An 18,014-nucleotide genomic window follows, 5' to 3' on the forward strand; every position below is an offset into this window, starting at 1 on the left:
AGTGGCAGTGCGGAAATTTAAATATATTGGAAATCAATATATCGGAAACCAATATATTTATAGAATAGATTATAATAAGCCTATATAAGGATTGTGTCCACCATGACGAAAAGCGAAGAACCTGAGGTAATGAAGGAGCAGTTGAAAAGAGGTTACCTAAAGCTGGCAATCTTATACACTTTGTTGAGGAGCCCGACACATGGATACGATATGATTAAAAAGATAAGGGAGAGCACGTTCGGCCTACTTTCCCCTAAAGCCGGATCCCTTTACCCATCTCTGAAAGAGCTTGAAGATAACGGTTTTATTAGAGGAGAGTGGCATGATGGGAAAAGAAAGGTAAAGGTTTACACTATAACAGAAAAGGGTAAGGAAGTGTTCAGGGAAGTTATCGAGAAGCACTTTAGCTTAGCCTCAGCGATCAGAAGGTGGCTTTTTGAGAACCTCGCTCCGATACACCCCATCGGAGATTACAGCGTATCCTCAGAGCTCATGCAGCAAGCATTGAAGATCATACTTTTAGGCGAAAAAGCAACAGTAGAGGAGAGAATAGGGTTTTTAAAGGATTTTAGGGATGGTCTTAAACGGGTTAATGAAGCGATAGGTAGGCTAATCGCCAACATTGATAGGAGGATAGAAGAGTTAGAGACTGATTTAAACAAGGGCGCATTGCGGAATGAAAGATTATAATTAACCTCTAGAATTAAATTCCTGATTAAAACTCGAGGTTTATTTGATGGAGGAGAAACTAACATATTCGCTTAAACCCGAAGTAATTAGAGCCTATCACAGGCAGGGCTACAGGTTCGCTGGAAAACATCTCCACAGCGCCGTGAAAATATGTCAGTGGACTAAGGAGAGCCTTAGATCTAATAGGGTCTGCTACAAGGAGCTATGGTATCCGCCAGTACAGAGCCATAGGTGCATGCAAATGACCCCCTATTTCGGCTGCAACTGCCACTGTCTACACTGCTGGAGAATGCACTCCGGCGATAGGGAGGGGCTGGTTTGGAAGGAGTTTCCGCTGGAAACCGAAGAGTTTGATGAGCCCTCTGAGATCATTGATGAGTTAATTGAGAAGAGAAAAGATCTCCTTTCAGGTTGGGGAGGAAACCCGAGGGTTGATGGGAGAAAGCTTGAAGAAGCGTTAAGGCCAACGATGATGACTATGAGCCTAACTGGTGAGCCAACGCTTTACCCAAAGATCTCTGAGCTTATATTTGAAGCAAGAAAGAGGGGGATGATAACCTTTCTAGTGACGAATGGAACCATGCCTGAAATTCTAGAGAAAATGGATCCGCTGCCCTTTCAGCTCTACATTAGCGTGCTGGCGCCGGATAAAAACACTTACATTAAAGTTGCTAGACCGCTTATTAGAGATGCTTGGGAGCGTTTAAATAAGACGCTGGAGCTTCTCCCAAGCCTAGAGACGCGTAGGGTTTTAAGGTTAACGGTTATTAGGGGCTGGAACACGCATAATATTGAGGGCTACTCGAAGATAATTGAGAAGAGTAGGCCAGATTTCATTGAGGTTAAGGCGTATGAATGGGTTGGGCAGAGCCGCGAGAGATTGCCGAAAGAAGCCATGCCGTACATGAGGGATGTGGAAGAGATCGCATACAACATCGCGGATTTAACTGGATACGAGATTAAGGGTAAGTATGAGCCGAGCGGCGCAGTTCTTCTCGCTTAATTTTCTATGCTGAGCGTAAAACGTAAGAGTGCGAATCAACTTAAATATTTTACCAGTATCTAGTAGAGGCTATCAGCAGGTTTGGAGGCGTCTGCATGGTAAGTAAGAAGAAGATGCAGGAGTATGAGGAGAAGATAAAGCAGGCTTTAGCGATTTTGAATCAAGTTTCAGAGGACACCACAACCCCAAGAAACATTAGGAGAACCGCTAAGGAAGCCATGAACATGCTTCAATCAACTCAATACACGCTCGGCGTTAGGGCTTCAAATGCTATATCCATAATAGACGAGATACTGCAGGATCCAAACATGCCGCCTTACACCCGAGTAAAGCTATGGAATGTGATGAGCCTACTTGAGGGAATAAAAGATTAGGGTGGTGTAGGATTGCCGAAAGAGCTGCTAGCCGTAGCGCCGGGAAAACCTGTTTTAGTAGAGTACGAGGAGCCTCCCCTCAAACCAAACCAAGTGAGGGTTAAGAGCATTTTCTCGGCGGAAAAGCATGGAACCACCCTGCTGATCTATAGGGGTTTATCGCCTTTCTCTGAGAAAGCCTTTGACCCCGACACGGGGCTATTTATGCCTAAATATGAGGGTAAAGGTTGGGCGATCTCATTTCCAATTAGGCTCGGTAACATGACCGTAGGCACGGTGATTGAAGTTGGAAGCCAAGTTAAAAAATTTAAGCCGGGAGACAGGGTTTACGGCTACTTACCGATCCGTGAAACGCACACCGTTGATGAGGAGAAGATAGATTCAGCTCCACCAGAGCTTAACGATGAGGAGATAGTCTGCATCGACCCAGCTGCCGTCGCCCTAATGGCTGTCCGTGAGGGACACGTTAGGCTCGGCGACACTGTGGCGGTTTTCGGCCTTGGTGCGATAGGGCTAATGGCTGTTCAAATGGCTAAGCTTTCCGGAGCCATACTGGTGATAGGCGTAGAACCCATAGAGAAGAGGAGGAAGCTAGCTGAGCGGTATGGAGCGAACATAGTTATAAATCCGAGGGAACGTGACGCTGGTCTAGAAATTAGGAGGGCTACCGGCTGGAAAGGCGTGGACATATCCGTAGAAACAAGCGGATCCTACTCAGCCCTACATCAAGCTATCAGGGGGACAAGGTATGGCGGAACAATAGTGCCGGTCTCATGGTATCATGGCGAAGCAAAGGGACTAAACCTAGGTGAAGAATGGCATTTCAATAGGCAAATAATGGTTTCAGGCGCGCGGGTTGAGAGCGAACCTTACAGGGACTACCCCTCATGGGACAGAAAGAGGGTTTATGAAACCGTGATAAGTCTGTTTAAGCGGAAGCTTTTAAGAATCGACGGGATGCTTTCGCCAATAGTGCACTTTAAAGATGTTGTTGAAGCCTATAAAATAATTGATGAAAGACCAGAGGAAACAATTAAATTAGGCGTTAAATATAGTTAAAAATGAAGGTTTGGGGAAGGATTTAGCTTAATGATTAGACGTGAAGCAATGCTATATGAGCTGCTCCAAGGTAACAGGGTTAAGTGTAACCTCTGCGCTCGCAGATGCATAATATCTGATGGCGGAATGGGATTCTGTGGGGTCAGGAAAAATGAGGGTGGAAAACTCTATGCGCTGAATTATGCGATGGCTTGCGCAGCCAACGTTGACCCAATTGGCAAGAAACCGCTGTCGCATTTCCATCCCGGAGCGCTCGTGATGTCGATAGCAACTGTTGGATGCAATTTCAGATGCCAGTTCTGCGATAATTGGAGCATAAGTCAAGAGAAGGACATTATAGGCAGGAGTCTTCCACCCGAAGATGTCGTTAAAGCTGCTATTGAGAATAGTTGCCACGGGATAAGCTACACTTACACTGAACCAACAATCTTTTTTGAGTACGCTTATGATACAGCTGTCTTAGCCCATGAGCACGGTCTCTTTAATACGTTCGTCACAAACGGCTATATGACCCCCGAAGCCATTGAAGCTATTGCGCCATACTTGGACGCTGCAACAGTCGACTTTAAGGGTGGAGGAGACCCAGAGTTCTACAGGAAGTTTTCCATGGTTCCATCAGTTGAGCCGATCTTCGAAGCCTTGAAGGAGATGAAAAGGAGGAACATACATATTGAGGTGACGAATCTCGTTGTGCCGAAAATAGGCGATTCTATAGAGAGAATAAGGGAGCTGGCTTCATGGATTAGAGAGAATCTGAGCGAGGATACGCCGCTTCATCTGTTGAGGTTCCATCCAGACTACAAGCTGACGGACATACCGTCCACAGAGATCAAAACCCTTGAGAAAGCATATGAGGCGGCTAAGGAGGCGGGGTTAAACTATGTTTACTTAGGGAATGTTCCCGGCCACAAGTATGAGAACACGTATTGTCCAAGCTGCCAAGAGCTAATAATAAAGAGATACGGTTTCGATATAATAAGGTGGAATTTAACGGCTGATATGAGATGCTCTAAGTGCGGTAAACAAATAGCGATTAAAGGAAAATTCCATAGATCAGGACTAACATTTCCATTTTCAATAATCTAGCTTTCAATTATAAGCGCACACCGTTTTTCTAAATTAGTTTAATAAGTTAGGGTATTGTAGAAGAAGTTTGGAGGACAATGAGTATGAAGATGAGCGCCATAGATGTTTGGAAATTAGATGTGGGCGTAGGGCCAGCTGAGCACGGAGTTTATGTGGACGGATACCTTTATCTCGCCCCCACCTTCAGGGATGAGTTTTGGAAAGTTGACCCTGAAACCGGGGCCATATTGGATAGATTTAGGATGCCGGGCCATGTTTGGGGCGCTCCATTAGTAGACGGATCTGGGCTTTACGGCGCTTCAACCGGGGGAGACTTGATAAAATTTAGGCACGATGGTGTTGTTGTGTGGAGGGTAAATACAGGTTTAGACGACTTTATAGCTGAAGCCGTTGTTGAGGCCTGGGGCAAATGCCTAGCAGTACAGTATCCGAAGGGAATAGCCCTCGTGGATAAGGCTGCTGGAGAAATATTGTGGGTTGATGAGTGGAGCCCTGAGGCGCCCGGAGGTCAGGAACCGACATTCGATCAAGAGACCGGTGTCCTATGGGTCTGCCGGCCGACGGCGGAAAATGGGCTTGTCGCCTACGATGCAGGCGGCGAAAAAGTCCATTTGATTAATCTTCCCTCTCCACCAACCACTTATGCATGTCCGCAGATTTGGTCCGGCTACATCGTTCTAGTATGTAGAAGGCATCTGGTGGTTTTAGATAGGGGATCCGGAAGAATACTGTGGGTTAGGGATTTCTCCACAGTTAATTATGGGGGAGAAGAACAGGATTCGTTAAGCGGCGGGCCCAGAACCCTAACGCACAATGGCAGGGTGATGGTTTGGACGGCTGATGGGGTTTTCACATGCATCAGTATATCTAGTGGCGAAGAAATGTGGAGGCTAGATTTTAAGAGCCTTGGTTTCGCTTCCGCCGAATGTAGTGACCCTTGGGGTTACGCTGGAGGGGCTGCCGTTGACGGCGTCTTCGTTATCCTTGGCAGAAACAACCTTCCGGAGGACGCTGGGTCGCCATTCTCAATCGATAGAAATCGTCTATTCATGATAGATTATAATTCAGGAGAGATAGTATACGTCTCTAAACCAGTTTACCAGATGGCATGCTGCTGTAAACCGATAGTCGCGAAAGGTAAAGTTGTGATCGGGAGCTGGTATAAAGATTCCGAAGAAAGAACCTACAGGAACTTTTATAATTGCTGGCGAATTGTCCCTTTGGAGAGCGAACCAAGTGAAAGCAGAGTCGTATTAGACAGAGACTACGCATGGCTCGGAGGGCCGCACCATGGAGGATATTCAAGAGGCTGCCTACTTGGCGTAAAGAAGAAGCCAGCGAGAGAAGATGCCCATAACATGGCATGTTGTGGGGTTTAATGAGGTTTCAGTTTGCGTCTAAAAATTGATTTACATGTTCACACATCTTATTCAGATGGTTCCGGAACAATTAGAGAGATTCTTAAGGTTGCTGAGAACAAAGGCTTAGATGGTTTGGCTATAACTGACCACAGGGTTCTTGACGGTTATTTTGAAGCTAAATCTTACGGTAGCAGGTTAATCATTTTGCCCGGATACGAGGTTGCTACAGATGCTGGGCACGTCTTAATCATAGGTCTAGAAGAGGAGCTGCCGCCTAATGTTGGATTGAAGCGATTTATGTCTTATTCCGAAATCATAGATTGGGTTAGGCTTAACGATGGATTAGCTGTATTAGCGCATCCAGCTATCGAGATGTTCAATTTTGATAGGTGGATGCGGAATAAACCAGACGCCGTAGAAGTTTTAAATTCCCTATATCCGCTTCAATACTTTGTTAAGAGAGGTTTAAACGTATCTTTAAAGCTGGGCGTCGCAGGTGTCGGCGGAAGCGATGCACACAGCCCATCAAATGTTGGTAACGCATACACTATTTTGAATCTGGACGGTGAGCCAAGCGAAAGAAAAATTAAGGAAGCTATCAGGAGGAATAGGGCTACTTACAGCGGCTCATTAGCGCCCTTCTCCACTAGATTGAGAATAGGGGCTAGCTTTCTACTGTCAAGCATCACCCGCCGTATCACCAATAGCGCGTGGTGTGAGGCTTAGATTTAACGTTAATATTGAAGGTGAAAATTTCTCAACATGGCAACCCAGCCTTTCTCCAAACAGTTTTTAAGGCCTCGCCTGTTACTTTCACAGCGTCTTCGGGCTTCATTCTATTGACTTTTTCGCTAAAGGGTTCAGGTGTCACCGGTCCCTCGTATCCCAGATCTCTTAATGTCTTAAGGAAGCCTACTAGATTAATTACATCAGTCTCTCCGGGTAAGCATCTCACGTTATCTACAAGCTTGTCCAGCGGAACATTCTCCGGGGCATCATTTATGTGAACATATATTATGTCTTTACCTCCAAGTTTCATAAGGTCTTCTATGGTCCCCCTAGACGCATACCAATGCCAGCTATCTAGTAGGATACCCACGTTCTCGGCTTCAAGCGCCCTACATAGGGAGAGGAGCCCATCCAAGTCATATATAAAAGTGTATTTGCGCCCCACTCTAAGCGACTCCGTGCCCACAAACTCCAGCCCAAGCGAGCATCCGTTCTCATATAGAATGTTAGCTATCGGTTTAAGCCTAGATATGTGCCATTTAAAGTTGTCTTCAAACGGTTTATCGTCTGAAAATGGCAGAATAAACGTTAGCGCTCTCGTACATTCTATTTCAGCGGCTAAGGAGGCTAGACGCCCCAATTCCTTTAACCCACTATTAAAGGTTTCCTTGTCGCCACGCCAGTCGAAGGGTAACCACCAGCCGCTTGGCTTTATCCCCTCTTCAGAAAACATTCTCTTCACGTAGCTTGGGGATCTCTCCTCAATAAGATTTGAGACTTCTGTTATATTTACTTCGACGCCTTGGAAGTCTCCAAGTTTAGCTAGCTTTATGTTTTCCTGTAAACTTTTATGTATGCCTATGGCGTATGGACTTAAACTCCTAAACATACTAGTACATTTGCCTCCAGAAACCTTTTAAGCTTTCCTTAACACTGCGAACTGTTTTAATCAACTCGAACTTTTCCTCCAGCATTAACGCTTTTAACTATGGCGTCTAGGGTTTTCAGCGCATAGTAAGCGTCTTCCGCGTCCGCGTGTGGATGAGACCCCGAGAGAATGCACTGCGTAAAATGCTCAAGTTCCTCCACGTAGCCTGGGCGGGAGACGCCCCTATAATGGCTTCCATGCTCGAATATCAGGGTTTGTATAGCGGTTGGATCCGTCGGCTCCATCCATCCTTTTCTACTTGCATATCTCAGTCTCTTAAACTGTTCTGCCTCAGCCCATCCTTCCGTCCCCTGAACTCCAACCCGCTCGTAGAAGATCGGTGAGCAGCCGCTTAAGGTAAATGAGCCTACAGCTCCGGAGGCAAACAGCAGGCTAGCCGACACCGCGAGCTTTCTCCCTTCCACCGCTATGCCCCTCGCCTCAACCTCAACTACTCTTCTCCCAAGAAACTGGAGACAGTCCATTGGATGAATCGCTTGGTTAAGCATGAATCCCCATAGGAAGGGTTGCCCCCAAGCCCCTCTGGTGTCCGGGGCTAGGTATGTGGCTTCTAAGCGGAAAATATCGCCGAAATCTTCCCTCTCAGATATCTTTTTGAGAGCTCTGTGGACTGGCATGTGTCGCCAATGCGTCCCAACCATGCAAATTTTCCCGGAGGATTTCATCGCTTCATAAATTCTTCCCGCGCCGTCCAGCGTTAAGGACGGCGGCTTCTCTATGAACACATTTACGCCCTTCTTTAGACATGCGATCCCTAATTCCTCATGCATCTGTGGCGGCCCAACAATTATCACGCCGTCCGGAGACTCCTTATCTATCATTTCGCTGTAATCTATATACCATCTTTTAGCACCAAAGCGCCGCACAGCCTCTTTCGCTCTTCCCTCAACTAAATCACAGGCAGCTACATACTCGATTTGTGGGATAAGCGCGGCAGCCGGCTGAAGACTCTCCATCGAGTGGTGCCCACATCCTATAAAACATATGCGCACTTTATCCCGGCTCATCTAGATCACCAATTTAAACGTGAAACCAGATAGAAATTAGCTTTTAGGTGGTATTTAGTGATTTCCTAAAACTTTTGAAAACCCAGTAAATAATTTATTAGGCAGCTGCTTTCAGGTTGATTCTCTTCAGTTCTTTCCTCAATATTAGCGGTGTTAAAGATGTTATCACGTTGGTTACTATAACGATAGTTGTTACAATTAAAGGATATAGGTTTGCTATGGCGATCTGACGCATGCTCATCTCATTGTAAACTACTATGCTTAATGTTGCGTTCGCTAATCCAGTTCCACACATTAAAGTCATAAGTTTTCTGTATTTTTGTAGCGTAGTGTTGCGGGTTGATATTTTAACCGCCAGGTCGCGAAGCAAAAGGTTCACTGACGTAATTACTACAGCATAAATAAATCCGAGCATGTCGGGTACATATAGTAGACCTAAAATCACGAAGAAGAGTGCCTTAACAAGGAATGTTAATTCATTTTGGAATCTCTTAATGTTCTCTATAAGGGCTTGTATGGATTTTGCATTTATATTTATGCCTAGATTTTTTATAGCTGTGAAATTTCCAAGCGTTATTCCGAAGACTAGGGCAGATAGGGAGCCGCTTCCACCAAGCATCTCCGTCCCAGCATAACATAGTATCAGCGCCGCAAGCGTGAGCATATAAGTGCACTCCTGCCCTTTAATTATATCCAGAATTTTTATCCAAGCTGCGCCAACGATTACTCCTAAAAACATGCCGACAGCGAATTTAGCAATTAATGAAGACATTATTTCCTGAAGGTTAATGAAGCCGCCGAAATATATGTCTAGGAGCATCATTACTAGGATTATGTTGAGAACGTCGGTAATAGTTGATTCCAAGGATAGAGTTGCCCTCACCTCATCTGGCACCCTCATCCTCAATATTAATGGTATTATCACAACGGAGCTTGTTCCGGCGGTCATAGATCCAAGCATTAATCCCTCAAGCCAATCGAACCCCATCATGAAGTAGCTTAAAAGCGGAACGAAAACCACGGCCAGAATGACATGCGTGAAAGCTAGCATAGCTGACCTAAAACTCTGCGAAAGAACTGTGCGGGCTTCTAGGTTTAGTCCCCCCTGAAAAAGAATTAGCGCCAAAGTTAAGGCTGAAAAGATCGGTGCCACCGATAAAAGATCCGCTGCTGAGAAAAACTTCAGTAGGGAGCCAAAAATGATGCCGATGAGTATTAGAAATAGAATATCTGGAAAACCCGTCTTCTTGAAGATAAAGTTGGCTAGAAAGCCAACAGATATTATTACGCCAGCTGCCATAAAAACCATTTCAACATTAGCCATAGGGCTACGAACGCCCCTCTTAAGATTGGTTAGTAGGATCATACCTCTTTTATCTTTTTTATACTGAGGTAAGGCTATTTATTATTTTTGGAGCTCGGAGATAAGTGGATGAGCTATAGCGCTAAACAATTAAAGTATGTGCTCAACTGGCTTATCGCCGGAAGTAGGGGCGGAGCTATGAGGGCTAGGATAATCATGGCGCTAAAGGAATCTCCCATGAACGCTAATCAGCTGGCTAACCTGCTTGAAGTAGACTATCGGACTATAAGGCATCACTTGGAGATCCTAGAGAAGAACAAGATAATTTCTTCGGCTGGAAAGAAGTATGCGGTCACCTATTTTCTAACCACACTTATGGAGGAAAATTACACAATATTCGAGGAGATTTGGGAGAAAATTGGAAAAAAGGAAAAAAGGATGGTTAAGCGAAATGAGTAAAATGATGAATGGTAAAGATAGAAAAGTTGCGCTTATAATAATCGTTCTCTTAGCGGCAGCTATCATTGCAGCTATATGCAGCCTACATATTACTGGGGCCTCGCCAGAGCGCCAAGTTAGAAGGCGCTGGGGTCTAACAGAGAACCAGATAATAGAGATTAAGCAGTTGGCGGATAAATATCGGCGCGGCGAGATAAATCGAGAAGAATTCGAGTCCAGTATATTGTCAAGGTTTAGGGATTGGGAGATTATTCCGCCGCCGAACATCCTTATACCGGATATAGAGGTTTTCTACACCGCTAAATCCATAATTTCAACCGTTAACGTTACGCTTGTACTAATACTGCTCCTAATATACGTAGATGTTTACCGGAAGACTAAAGCTCAATTTTCAGCCGGCCTCATAATATTCTCGCTGGTGCTGCTTTTCTATACGCTTTCGTCTAACCCATTCATGCACATGCTCTTCGGCTTTAGAGCCTTCGGACTCGGCCCATTCGCTATGCTGCCGGACGCCCTCACATTTGCCGCTTTAATAATCCTGCTGTATCTCAGCCTTAAATAGCATCCAAGATTAATGCTGAATAAAATTTGACATAATTCTGAAAAACCTTTTTAATGCATTAGCCTCCTATCTTAGGTGGTGATGTAGATTGAGAAAGAGCATACTGTTGGCGGCTCTGGGCTTAGTCACATTAAGCGCCATAATCATTTCAACATACAGTGCTTTAGCGTGGTACAATGGCTACCCGCGGATAACCCAGATACGTGAATTCAGAGCCACGCCAGTCTCAGCCGAGCCCCCATGTATCATTAATGCTCAGAATTTCACGTGGAATTTCAAGCGTTACTGGAGATGGATGCTAGGAAATGAATGTGGCAGGTGGAAGATGATTGTTAAAGGCGATTTTCGTAGAGCCGAGTTAGAGTTAAGTGAGGAATTTAAAGAGAGGGTTTTAGACATAGCGAGCAAGGATGAGGATGTACAGAGTCTCCTTAACGAGGGCTATAATATTAGCTGTATTAGACCAGTTCACATGAAATCCATAGTTCAAGAGAATGGTCAGGTTACAATCGAGGTTGATGAGGTTCTTCTCGTGTTGACTAAGGATAAATATAGCCGTGCATTCATAGAAGTAGACCTTAAAGCCGAGAAGGTTACTAGGATAACCATGATAAATGTAACAGTGATCGAAAAGAGCACAGCAACTTAAAACTTCCCTACCCTATTTTTATCTATTTAGATTGGAGGATAAGGAATGTTTACATGGAGTTTAGCAGTTAGAAACTTGAAGAGGCGGAAGCTGAGAACAGCTCTTACGGCTTCCGGCATAGTTGTAGGGATAAGCATGATGTTTATTCTACTGTCCTTGGTCTCGGGGATGGAGGTTCAGGCGAGAAGGATGGTTCGAGCCTTAGGCGGAGCAGATATGATAGTATCTAACTCCACGTCGTTTAGGGGTGGTATGGGCGGAGGGTTCTTCGGCACACTGCCGAGCCCAAGCACATTAGATATATCAATCGTAGATGTGATAGGCGGGATGCCGGGGGTCTACGCTGTTTCGCCGCAGTTCTCGTTCAGCGGCTCCATTAACGGTAGGAGGGTTACAATGTATGGAATTGTGCCACCGCTATACGATCTTGTTACCGGTGGATTAAACATTGTTGAGGGCAGGTCCCTCACGGAGAACAGTAGTGGAGAAATAGTTTTCGGAAAAGCTTTAATGGAACTCTTAAATCTAACCCTAGGGCAAACTGTTAGCTTATCTGGCGGTCAGGAGAGTGTAGAGCGAACCTTCACTATAGTTGGCGTATTTGAGACCGGCATGGTTTTCCAAGAGTATGCGGCCTACATAACGCTAATCGATGCGCAAAATATCACCGGTGAGCGCGACCTCGTAACTCAGATACTTGTGAAGTGCGAGGATCCATCAGTAGTTAGTGATGTCGCATCCCTAATCTCGTCAACTGTGCCCGGCGTTAGGGTTACAACACCCACAGCAGTGCTCCAGCAGGCGAACCAGATGCTAAACACTCTAACAATGTTCTTCGCTACGATAGGGCTGGTAGCCTTATTCGCCGGCAGCTTCGGCGTGGCAAACACCATGATAATGTCTGTAACTGAGAGAACCCGCGAGATAGGTGTATTGAAAGCTATAGGGGCGAAAAGCTATGACATAATGAAGATTTTTCTCGCTGAGTCGCTTCTGATAGGATTTATAGGTGGTGGGGTAGGCGTAGCCGTTGGAAGCGTGCTGGCATATGCGTTCCCAATGTTAACGTCCGGACTATTTGTGGCTGGCACCTCCCCATTAGGCATGAGGAACCCGTTCTCTGGCGCAGCGAATCCGGGATTAGGCGGCAGATCTATGCAAACAGTTATGTTGGCTACCCCAACCATAACGCCCATGAATATCGCAATATGCTTCTCTCTGGGGGCATTAGTTGGGGTTCTGGCCGGACTCTATCCGGCTTGGCGTGCTTCAAAAATGAGACCTGTGGAGGCGCTTAAACATGTCTAAAACTATTGTTAGAACAATTAATTTGAGCAAAGTCTATAGGCGCGGCAAGGTTAATGTTCCAGCCCTAAATAACGTTAATCTCCAAGTGTTATCCGGCGAGATAATTGGCATAATGGGGCCTTCAGGCTCTGGCAAGACAACTTTGCTAAACCTTATAGGCGGCTTAGATAGGCCGACAAGCGGAAAAATATTTGTTGACGGCGTTGACATAACGGCTTTAGGTGAGAAGGATTTAGCCGACTACAGACTTAGAAAGGTTGGATTCGTATTTCAATTCTATAACCTTATACCGACGCTAACCGCACTAGAAAACGTTGAAATACCGATGGCGTTAGCAGGCGTCCCAAAAAACGAGAGGCGTGAAAGGGCAGTTAACCTCCTAAAGATGGTTGGCTTAGAGGCGAGAGCCGACCATAAGCCTGATGAGCTGAGCGGTGGAGAACAGCAGCGCATAGCAATAGCAAGAGCATTAGCAAATAATCCATCAATGGTTTTAGCCGATGAGCCGACCGGAGATTTAGACTCTAAATCAGCGCTCACATTAATGAATCTCATAAAGGATCTGAACAAAAAGAATGGACAAACATTTATCATAGTAACCCATGACCTGATAGTCGCAGAAAGATGCACGAAAATCTACGCTATCAGAGATGGAAGAATAGATATACAGAAATAATTTGCTCAACGAATTATTTTTACGCTCAATTCTCTATTAAGTGGAAAAATGTTTATCTATAGTTCAGTGCAAAAGCCGCAAATCTTTTTAACTCGGCAGCATTAAATTCTATGCGCCCCTCTTCTTCCTTATAATTCAATTCCTTTTCCTCCGGAAGCTTCAGCAATCTTTCAGGCTTCTTGCCATTTAGAGCGATTTTAACGTTTATTCCTCTGATTGGAATGCATTCTTCTATTAAGTTAAGCAGAGTGATTATATATCTTCCATGGTTCTTTTGATCAAACAATGTCATTTCCACGAATCCAGGCGCGTCGCTCTCGAAACTAAATGATTTTGGATAGAGAAGACGAATTAGCCGAATAAAGGTATTCTGATGATACTTAACTCTTTCCAGATCTCCCGTAATATAGATTGCCCTACCTTTACCGTAATTATTTAAAATAATTGCTGGATAATTTGTGATTTTACCAGGAGGATTGCTATGTATAGAGGCGAAATGTTTCGTATCAGCAGGGTCAGTATACGGGAGAATTATTTTCCCTAAAACCTCGGCACCTTCTCTTGCTTCAACCTTCAGCTGAGAGCCATATATACTTAAAGGATACTTTGAAGAATAACCTAAAAGAACTTCTTCCCCCTTTCCTATCGGGGATATGTAAGTGAAGCTTTCTTTTGTTTCACCTAAATAAGAGACCCCAAGAAGGTCAGATAACAAGAAGTCTCCCATTTTCCCATCTTTTCTTATAAGGGATGTATGCTTGCTGGCGTAAAGCACACCGCCATTTTTTACAAACTCTCTGAACGCCTCAGCTTCTTCTTCACCCATCATTAGAACATTAGGAAGCACAAGCACCTTGTAAGATGATAGACTCCCTAAGTTCTTCTTCGTTATAACAGTGAAAGGAATATGATTCCTAATGAATGATTCAGCAACATTTAAAGCAGATTCTAAGTGAGGCATTTTTTGAGATGCTTCCATCACATTTTTCCCATTATCAGCGAGGTCGAACTTGGATTCGGTACTAAAGTAAATGGCTGCGTCAGCAATAGGCTCACCCCCTAAGTATTTTTCGTATTTCTCTATTTCCTCAAAGATTTCTCTCATGGTATAGTATACACTCTCATTCAGCGTTCCATCAGGGTTAATCGCGTCAATAAAAACAAAAGCAGCCCCATTTGCAATAGCTGCATAGGCTTCTAACTCCAGTAATTCCTTCGGTTTCAGAGTTGTGTGATCGGTAAGAGAAACATTAGAAGATGTTTCAAATGCACACGGTTTATTTTTCGTTAAATTGTGAAATAGCTTACAGGCAAAGCTCTCTTCTAAGAGCCCGCCATAAAAATCGCCTTGCAAAAAATCGCACTGTTCACTCAATTTTTGAGTGACGCCCAGCAACCATGATTTATCGTACGTAGAGGATTGATGCTCCACAGTAACTTCAGGCTTTATTCTTCTTACTGTAGAAGTAATTAAGGCAGCAAAGTCAATCAACCATTTTTCTCTTTTTCTTTGAAAGGTTACCCACTTTTGGTCAAGCCAATTGACGATTCTCGGGATCTCTCCTCCCACCTCCTCAGAATACTTTTCCTGACAATGTTTACAGTAGCAAACTGTGGGCCAGAATGTCATGTCGAAACGAATACCCTCAAAATCATAATTCTTACAGATCTCTTCGACCTGCTTTACGGCAAAGTCTCGGTAAGGTGAGTTTGGACAACAAACACCGTATCGACTATTTTCAGCAGCCTCTTTTCCATCTGCTCTTATAATTCTCCAATCAGGGTGAGCGTCGTAAGCCCATACATTGAATATCAAACTATAGTAAACTACAACATTAATTCCATTTTCATGGCATAGATCGATAACTTCCCCCAGTATATCTCTTCCCCTTAAACCCTTATGCATAGCTCCAATTTTTGTTGGATAGTAGCAGAGACCCATATGAGATGTTGCATATACAACTGTCGATTCAACTCTAGCTAACGTTAGAGCTTCTACATATTTTTTCGCGTTAAACTCGGATAGAAAATTTTCATCCCAATCAGCAATATGCATATCAACAACATTTCGCCGATAAACTTTCTTAAACCATTCCCTATCCTTCAAAGCAACCATCCCTTAACATTTTAAGCATTAACACTAAAAGTATTTTTGGTTATAGGAGAAAAAGAGCGTATCTAATCGAATTTTTACCAACATTCCATTCAGAGAACATTAAAGATTTTCCTATTTTTATAATCTCACTCAAAAAATTAAATAAAAAATAGGATGGTGAATGGTGATCCGCTAAGATGCAGGTTTTCTTAGTAGCAGGATCACTGTTACCACTAGGGTCAATATAACTAGCGCTATCAAAGCGTAGCTTATCGTCGCTATAGTTGATAATTGGCTTCCAAGCGCAGATATATCGCCTCTTAAAGCTGATATGCTGTCTTTTAGATCCGATACGCTTGCGCTCATAGTGGATGCGCTGCTCTTTAAGTCAGATGTAGCGGAAGTCAGCTCGGTTCTTATGGCAGAAGTCGTGGCCTCTAATGCTGAAACTTTTCCTATGAGGTCTGATACCGCTTTCGCAATCTCAGGTATCTCAGCTGGGACCGGTGGGCTATATGTAACTTTGCCTTCAGCAACAAGCTTCTCAGCATCTTCTCTTGGAATAACTAGTGCGTCACCCGCTTTAAATGGACCATATGTTTTACCATCGGTGCCAGTAAAGGCAGGTATGTTAGTCTTGGCGTATACAGTCACGTAAACGTAGGCTGGAGGTACGTGGCTGGCCAGCCCTTGAGCTATTAATCTCTCGGCATCCTCTTTCGGTATGCGCACGTAATCTCCCATGCTATAGGGTCCATAAGATAAACCGTCAACTCCAGTGAATGCTGGGACATCGCCAACAATCCATACGCTGGAATATTCAACGGGCGTCCATCCCGGTCTTGGTAACGCGTCTTTCGTGGGCGCCCTTCCGGTTGGGTATAGCCTTAGTATAACGAACATGTGCTGAGCCCACCATGAAACCGGATCCATGTAGTAGTTTTCTGGGTATGTTGGCCATCCATCCCATGCATAGCCGTCTTGGAGGGTGTAGAATGGTGTTGGGAAGAAGCCTATCCACGGCATCTGCTCAGCCCATATTAATAGGGCTTTTCTGCCAAGCTCTATTACCTTCTCCTCCTCCCAGGGAGGAGTTCTCTCCATCTCATCTATAATGGCGTTTAATTCCGCCCTCCTTGGGAATGAATAATTGGCCCATCCAAGCCCAGGCGCAAGCGGGTTATAGTATTTTGAGTGCCATCCTTGTATATGCGGTGTAAGCTCCAATAGTAGGGTGCATCCGGGCCATCTTGTGCCAGCTCCTCCCGGATCCCCTTTAGCTCCTCTAGCTGAGAATATTCCCGCCTCTACGGGTTCCACTTCCACATCTATGCCAAATTTCTTCCAGTGATCCGCAACTAAAAAGGCAATTCTCAAAGATTCCATCTCAAAGCCGCTGGGGGCAGTTATACCTATCTTCCAAGGTTCACCTGTAGGCAGCCTCCACTTACCATCTGGCACCCTTGTAAATCCAACTGATTTAAGTAGCCTTTCAGCTTCAGCTGGATCGTACTTCCACCAACCCGTATTTGGATCTAAACCAAGCTTTATGAGTTCTGGTAGTAATGGTTTAGTGTAGGCTTCAATGGCGAATGGATACGGCACTATCGGGAGCGGTGTAGTAGATGGAAGAGAACCGTCGACTCCACGGAAAGCCTCGTATACATCTCTGAAGTTTATGGCGAAAACCAGCGCTTTCCGCACCTCTGTTATATTGTATGGATACATCAGCAAGTTGAACCCTATACCTTTAACACATGCATCAAGTGGCCATGCGAAAGGAGCTATACGTCTCCAACCCATAATATATGGGTTTCCTTTAATAACTATCTCAGCGGCTTCAGGCACCAAGGTTCTTAAGCAGTCTAGCTCATGCCTAACCATGGCAAGAGCTTTTACTTCATCTGGACCTGGGTGTATATAAAGCACATATTTAGGTGATGGTTTAAGTCCGAGAAGTTTTGTCGCCCACCAATTCTCTTCTCTTTCCCAGAGGAACCAGTTGCCCGCTGGGTCGACGGCTTTCAGATTATATGGGCCTATACTTAACGGTGGATAGAATTTAAATGTTACTGGGTCTTTTCCCTCCCATATATGTTTGGGCACAATCCACCAGCCAGTACCATATATTATCACGGTGAAAGCATAGTGGAACCTTGGATATGGCGCCTTAAGCTTTATTTCTACAGTGTAATCGTCTACTGCCCTAGCGCTTTCTATCCAAGTAACAGCGAAGGTGTGAGTGGCCCATTCTTTAGTTTTTAAGGCGGTTTCAATTGTGAATACCACGTCGTGCGCTGTGAATGGTTTTCCATCATTCCACGTTGCTCCCTTTCTAAGGAAGAACCTCACCGTCTTAAAATCTGCAGAATACTCAAAGCCTGTACCCAACCAATTTATAAGCGTACCAGTAGTTGTATTAACATACCAGAGGAAAGCTGCACAAAGTTGCTGGAAACCGTTACCGCCGGTGGCTGGCTTACCTGGAATCTTAAAGTTGAAATCGTATGGATCAATATAGGTTCCCCAATGGTTTTCTACGACCAAAACATCTCCACGTGGAACACCTGGGGGTAAGGGCAATTGCGCTGAAACCGGTGTAACACTCATCATTAATGAGAGGACTGTTGATATCAGCAGAAGAAAAGATAGATTCACTACACTTGTGGCAGGGGTTTATGATCCGCAATCAATAAATAAG

Annotated in this window: 17 protein-coding genes; 12 read left to right on the forward strand and 5 right to left on the reverse strand. The window is 44.6% G+C overall.

Annotated elements, in window-relative coordinates; genetic code table 11:
- Positions 1-102: 102 nt before the first annotated feature.
- From QXR61_00420 to QXR61_00450, 7 genes are all read left to right on the forward strand, one after another.
- A complete protein-coding gene (locus tag QXR61_00420; GenBank protein MEM3756418.1) occupies positions 103-690 on the forward strand; it encodes a PadR family transcriptional regulator in 588 nt (195 codons plus the stop codon).
- A gap of 46 nt (positions 691-736) precedes the next feature.
- Positions 737-1,693 carry a 4-demethylwyosine synthase TYW1 gene (gene twy1, locus QXR61_00425; GenBank protein ID MEM3756419.1) on the forward strand — a complete coding sequence of 319 codons (957 nt, stop codon included), beginning with the start codon at positions 737-739 and terminating at the stop codon, positions 1,691-1,693.
- Between the two features lie 95 nt (positions 1,694-1,788).
- Positions 1,789-2,067, forward strand: coding sequence for a UPF0147 family protein (locus QXR61_00430; GenBank protein ID MEM3756420.1), 279 nt, complete (start codon positions 1,789-1,791; stop codon positions 2,065-2,067).
- 12 nt (positions 2,068-2,079) lie between these two features.
- Entirely contained in the window at positions 2,080-3,126 is a 1,047-nt protein-coding gene (locus QXR61_00435; GenBank protein ID MEM3756421.1) for a zinc-binding alcohol dehydrogenase, read from the forward strand.
- Between the two features lie 30 nt (positions 3,127-3,156).
- The gene (gene amrS / locus QXR61_00440) at positions 3,157-4,212 is read left to right on the forward strand and encodes an AmmeMemoRadiSam system radical SAM enzyme (protein ID MEM3756422.1); all 1,056 of its coding nucleotides are present in this window, start codon (positions 3,157-3,159) and stop codon (positions 4,210-4,212) included.
- An 83-nt stretch (positions 4,213-4,295) separates the two neighbouring features.
- Complete coding sequence (locus QXR61_00445; protein MEM3756423.1) at positions 4,296-5,591, forward strand: PQQ-binding-like beta-propeller repeat protein; 1,296 nt, start codon at positions 4,296-4,298, stop codon at positions 5,589-5,591.
- A gap of 12 nt (positions 5,592-5,603) precedes the next feature.
- Positions 5,604-6,299, forward strand: a complete 696-nt coding sequence (locus tag QXR61_00450; protein MEM3756424.1) for a CehA/McbA family metallohydrolase — start codon at positions 5,604-5,606, stop codon at positions 6,297-6,299.
- A 31-nt stretch (positions 6,300-6,330) separates the two neighbouring features.
- Here QXR61_00450 and QXR61_00455 read toward each other — a convergent pair whose 3' ends face one another.
- The 3 genes from QXR61_00455 to QXR61_00465 form a co-directional block, all read right to left on the reverse strand.
- Complete coding sequence (locus QXR61_00455) at positions 6,331-7,191, reverse strand: sugar phosphate isomerase/epimerase family protein (protein ID MEM3756425.1); 861 nt, start codon at positions 7,189-7,191, stop codon at positions 6,331-6,333.
- Positions 7,192-7,247: 56 nt separating this feature from the next.
- Complete coding sequence (locus QXR61_00460; protein MEM3756426.1) at positions 7,248-8,258, reverse strand: Gfo/Idh/MocA family oxidoreductase; 1,011 nt, start codon at positions 8,256-8,258, stop codon at positions 7,248-7,250.
- Positions 8,259-8,355: 97 nt separating this feature from the next.
- On the reverse strand, positions 8,356-9,582 hold the full coding sequence (locus QXR61_00465) for a cation:proton antiporter (GenBank protein ID MEM3756427.1): 1,227 nt from the start codon (positions 9,580-9,582) through the stop codon (positions 8,356-8,358).
- Between the two features lie 108 nt (positions 9,583-9,690).
- Between QXR61_00465 and QXR61_00470 the strand changes: the two genes are divergently transcribed.
- From QXR61_00470 to QXR61_00490, 5 genes are all read left to right on the forward strand, one after another.
- Positions 9,691-10,020 (forward strand): winged helix-turn-helix domain-containing protein, encoded by a 330-nt coding sequence (locus QXR61_00470; protein ID MEM3756428.1) that lies wholly within the window; start codon positions 9,691-9,693, stop codon positions 10,018-10,020.
- Complete coding sequence (locus QXR61_00475) at positions 10,013-10,585, forward strand: hypothetical protein (GenBank protein MEM3756429.1); 573 nt, start codon at positions 10,013-10,015, stop codon at positions 10,583-10,585. The genes QXR61_00470 and QXR61_00475 overlap by 8 nt, the downstream gene beginning before the upstream one ends.
- An 88-nt stretch (positions 10,586-10,673) precedes the next feature.
- The gene (locus QXR61_00480) at positions 10,674-11,234 is read left to right on the forward strand and encodes a hypothetical protein (GenBank protein ID MEM3756430.1); all 561 of its coding nucleotides are present in this window, start codon (positions 10,674-10,676) and stop codon (positions 11,232-11,234) included.
- Positions 11,235-11,279: 45 nt separating this feature from the next.
- The gene (locus QXR61_00485; protein MEM3756431.1) at positions 11,280-12,542 is read left to right on the forward strand and encodes an FtsX-like permease family protein; all 1,263 of its coding nucleotides are present in this window, start codon (positions 11,280-11,282) and stop codon (positions 12,540-12,542) included.
- Positions 12,535-13,218 carry an ABC transporter ATP-binding protein gene (locus tag QXR61_00490; protein ID MEM3756432.1) on the forward strand — a complete coding sequence of 228 codons (684 nt, stop codon included), beginning with the start codon at positions 12,535-12,537 and terminating at the stop codon, positions 13,216-13,218. The genes QXR61_00485 and QXR61_00490 overlap by 8 nt, the downstream gene beginning before the upstream one ends.
- A gap of 52 nt (positions 13,219-13,270) precedes the next feature.
- On the opposite strand, the gene QXR61_00495 is transcribed toward QXR61_00490, so the two are convergent.
- Positions 13,271-15,325: a beta-galactosidase trimerization domain-containing protein gene (locus tag QXR61_00495; GenBank protein ID MEM3756433.1), complete on the reverse strand. Its 2,055-nt coding sequence runs from the start codon at positions 15,323-15,325 to the stop codon at positions 13,271-13,273.
- Between the two features lie 180 nt (positions 15,326-15,505).
- Positions 15,506-17,860, reverse strand: coding sequence for an ABC transporter substrate-binding protein (locus tag QXR61_00500; protein MEM3756434.1), 2,355 nt, complete (start codon positions 17,858-17,860; stop codon positions 15,506-15,508).
- Between the last annotated feature and the right edge of the window lie 154 nt (positions 17,861-18,014).

The organism is Candidatus Bathyarchaeia archaeon (genome assembly GCA_038882715.1).
Classification (GTDB): domain Archaea; phylum Thermoproteota; class Bathyarchaeia; order Bathyarchaeales; family DTEX01; genus DTEX01.

What these genes read in the sequence shown, in the direction of transcription:
- twy1 (MEM3756419.1), top strand. Translation starts at nt 737, where the DNA reads ATGGAGGAGAAACTAACATATTCGCTTAAACCCGAAGTAATTAGAGCC.
- QXR61_00420 (MEM3756418.1), top strand. Translation starts at nt 103, where the DNA reads ATGACGAAAAGCGAAGAACCTGAGGTAATGAAGGAGCAGTTGAAAAGA.
- QXR61_00430 (MEM3756420.1), top strand. Translation starts at nt 1,789, where the DNA reads ATGGTAAGTAAGAAGAAGATGCAGGAGTATGAGGAGAAGATAAAGCAG.
- QXR61_00445 (MEM3756423.1), top strand. Translation starts at nt 4,296, where the DNA reads ATGAAGATGAGCGCCATAGATGTTTGGAAATTAGATGTGGGCGTAGGG.
- QXR61_00475 (MEM3756429.1), top strand. Translation starts at nt 10,013, where the DNA reads ATGAGTAAAATGATGAATGGTAAAGATAGAAAAGTTGCGCTTATAATA.
- QXR61_00485 (MEM3756431.1), top strand. Translation starts at nt 11,280, where the DNA reads ATGTTTACATGGAGTTTAGCAGTTAGAAACTTGAAGAGGCGGAAGCTG.
- QXR61_00455 (MEM3756425.1), bottom strand. Translation starts at nt 7,191, where the DNA reads ATGTTTAGGAGTTTAAGTCCATACGCCATAGGCATACATAAAAGTTTA.
- amrS (MEM3756422.1), top strand. Translation starts at nt 3,157, where the DNA reads ATGATTAGACGTGAAGCAATGCTATATGAGCTGCTCCAAGGTAACAGG.
- QXR61_00465 (MEM3756427.1), bottom strand. Translation starts at nt 9,582, where the DNA reads ATGGCTAATGTTGAAATGGTTTTTATGGCAGCTGGCGTAATAATATCT.
- QXR61_00470 (MEM3756428.1), top strand. Translation starts at nt 9,691, where the DNA reads ATGAGCTATAGCGCTAAACAATTAAAGTATGTGCTCAACTGGCTTATC.
- QXR61_00460 (MEM3756426.1), bottom strand. Translation starts at nt 8,258, where the DNA reads ATGAGCCGGGATAAAGTGCGCATATGTTTTATAGGATGTGGGCACCAC.
- QXR61_00490 (MEM3756432.1), top strand. Translation starts at nt 12,535, where the DNA reads ATGTCTAAAACTATTGTTAGAACAATTAATTTGAGCAAAGTCTATAGG.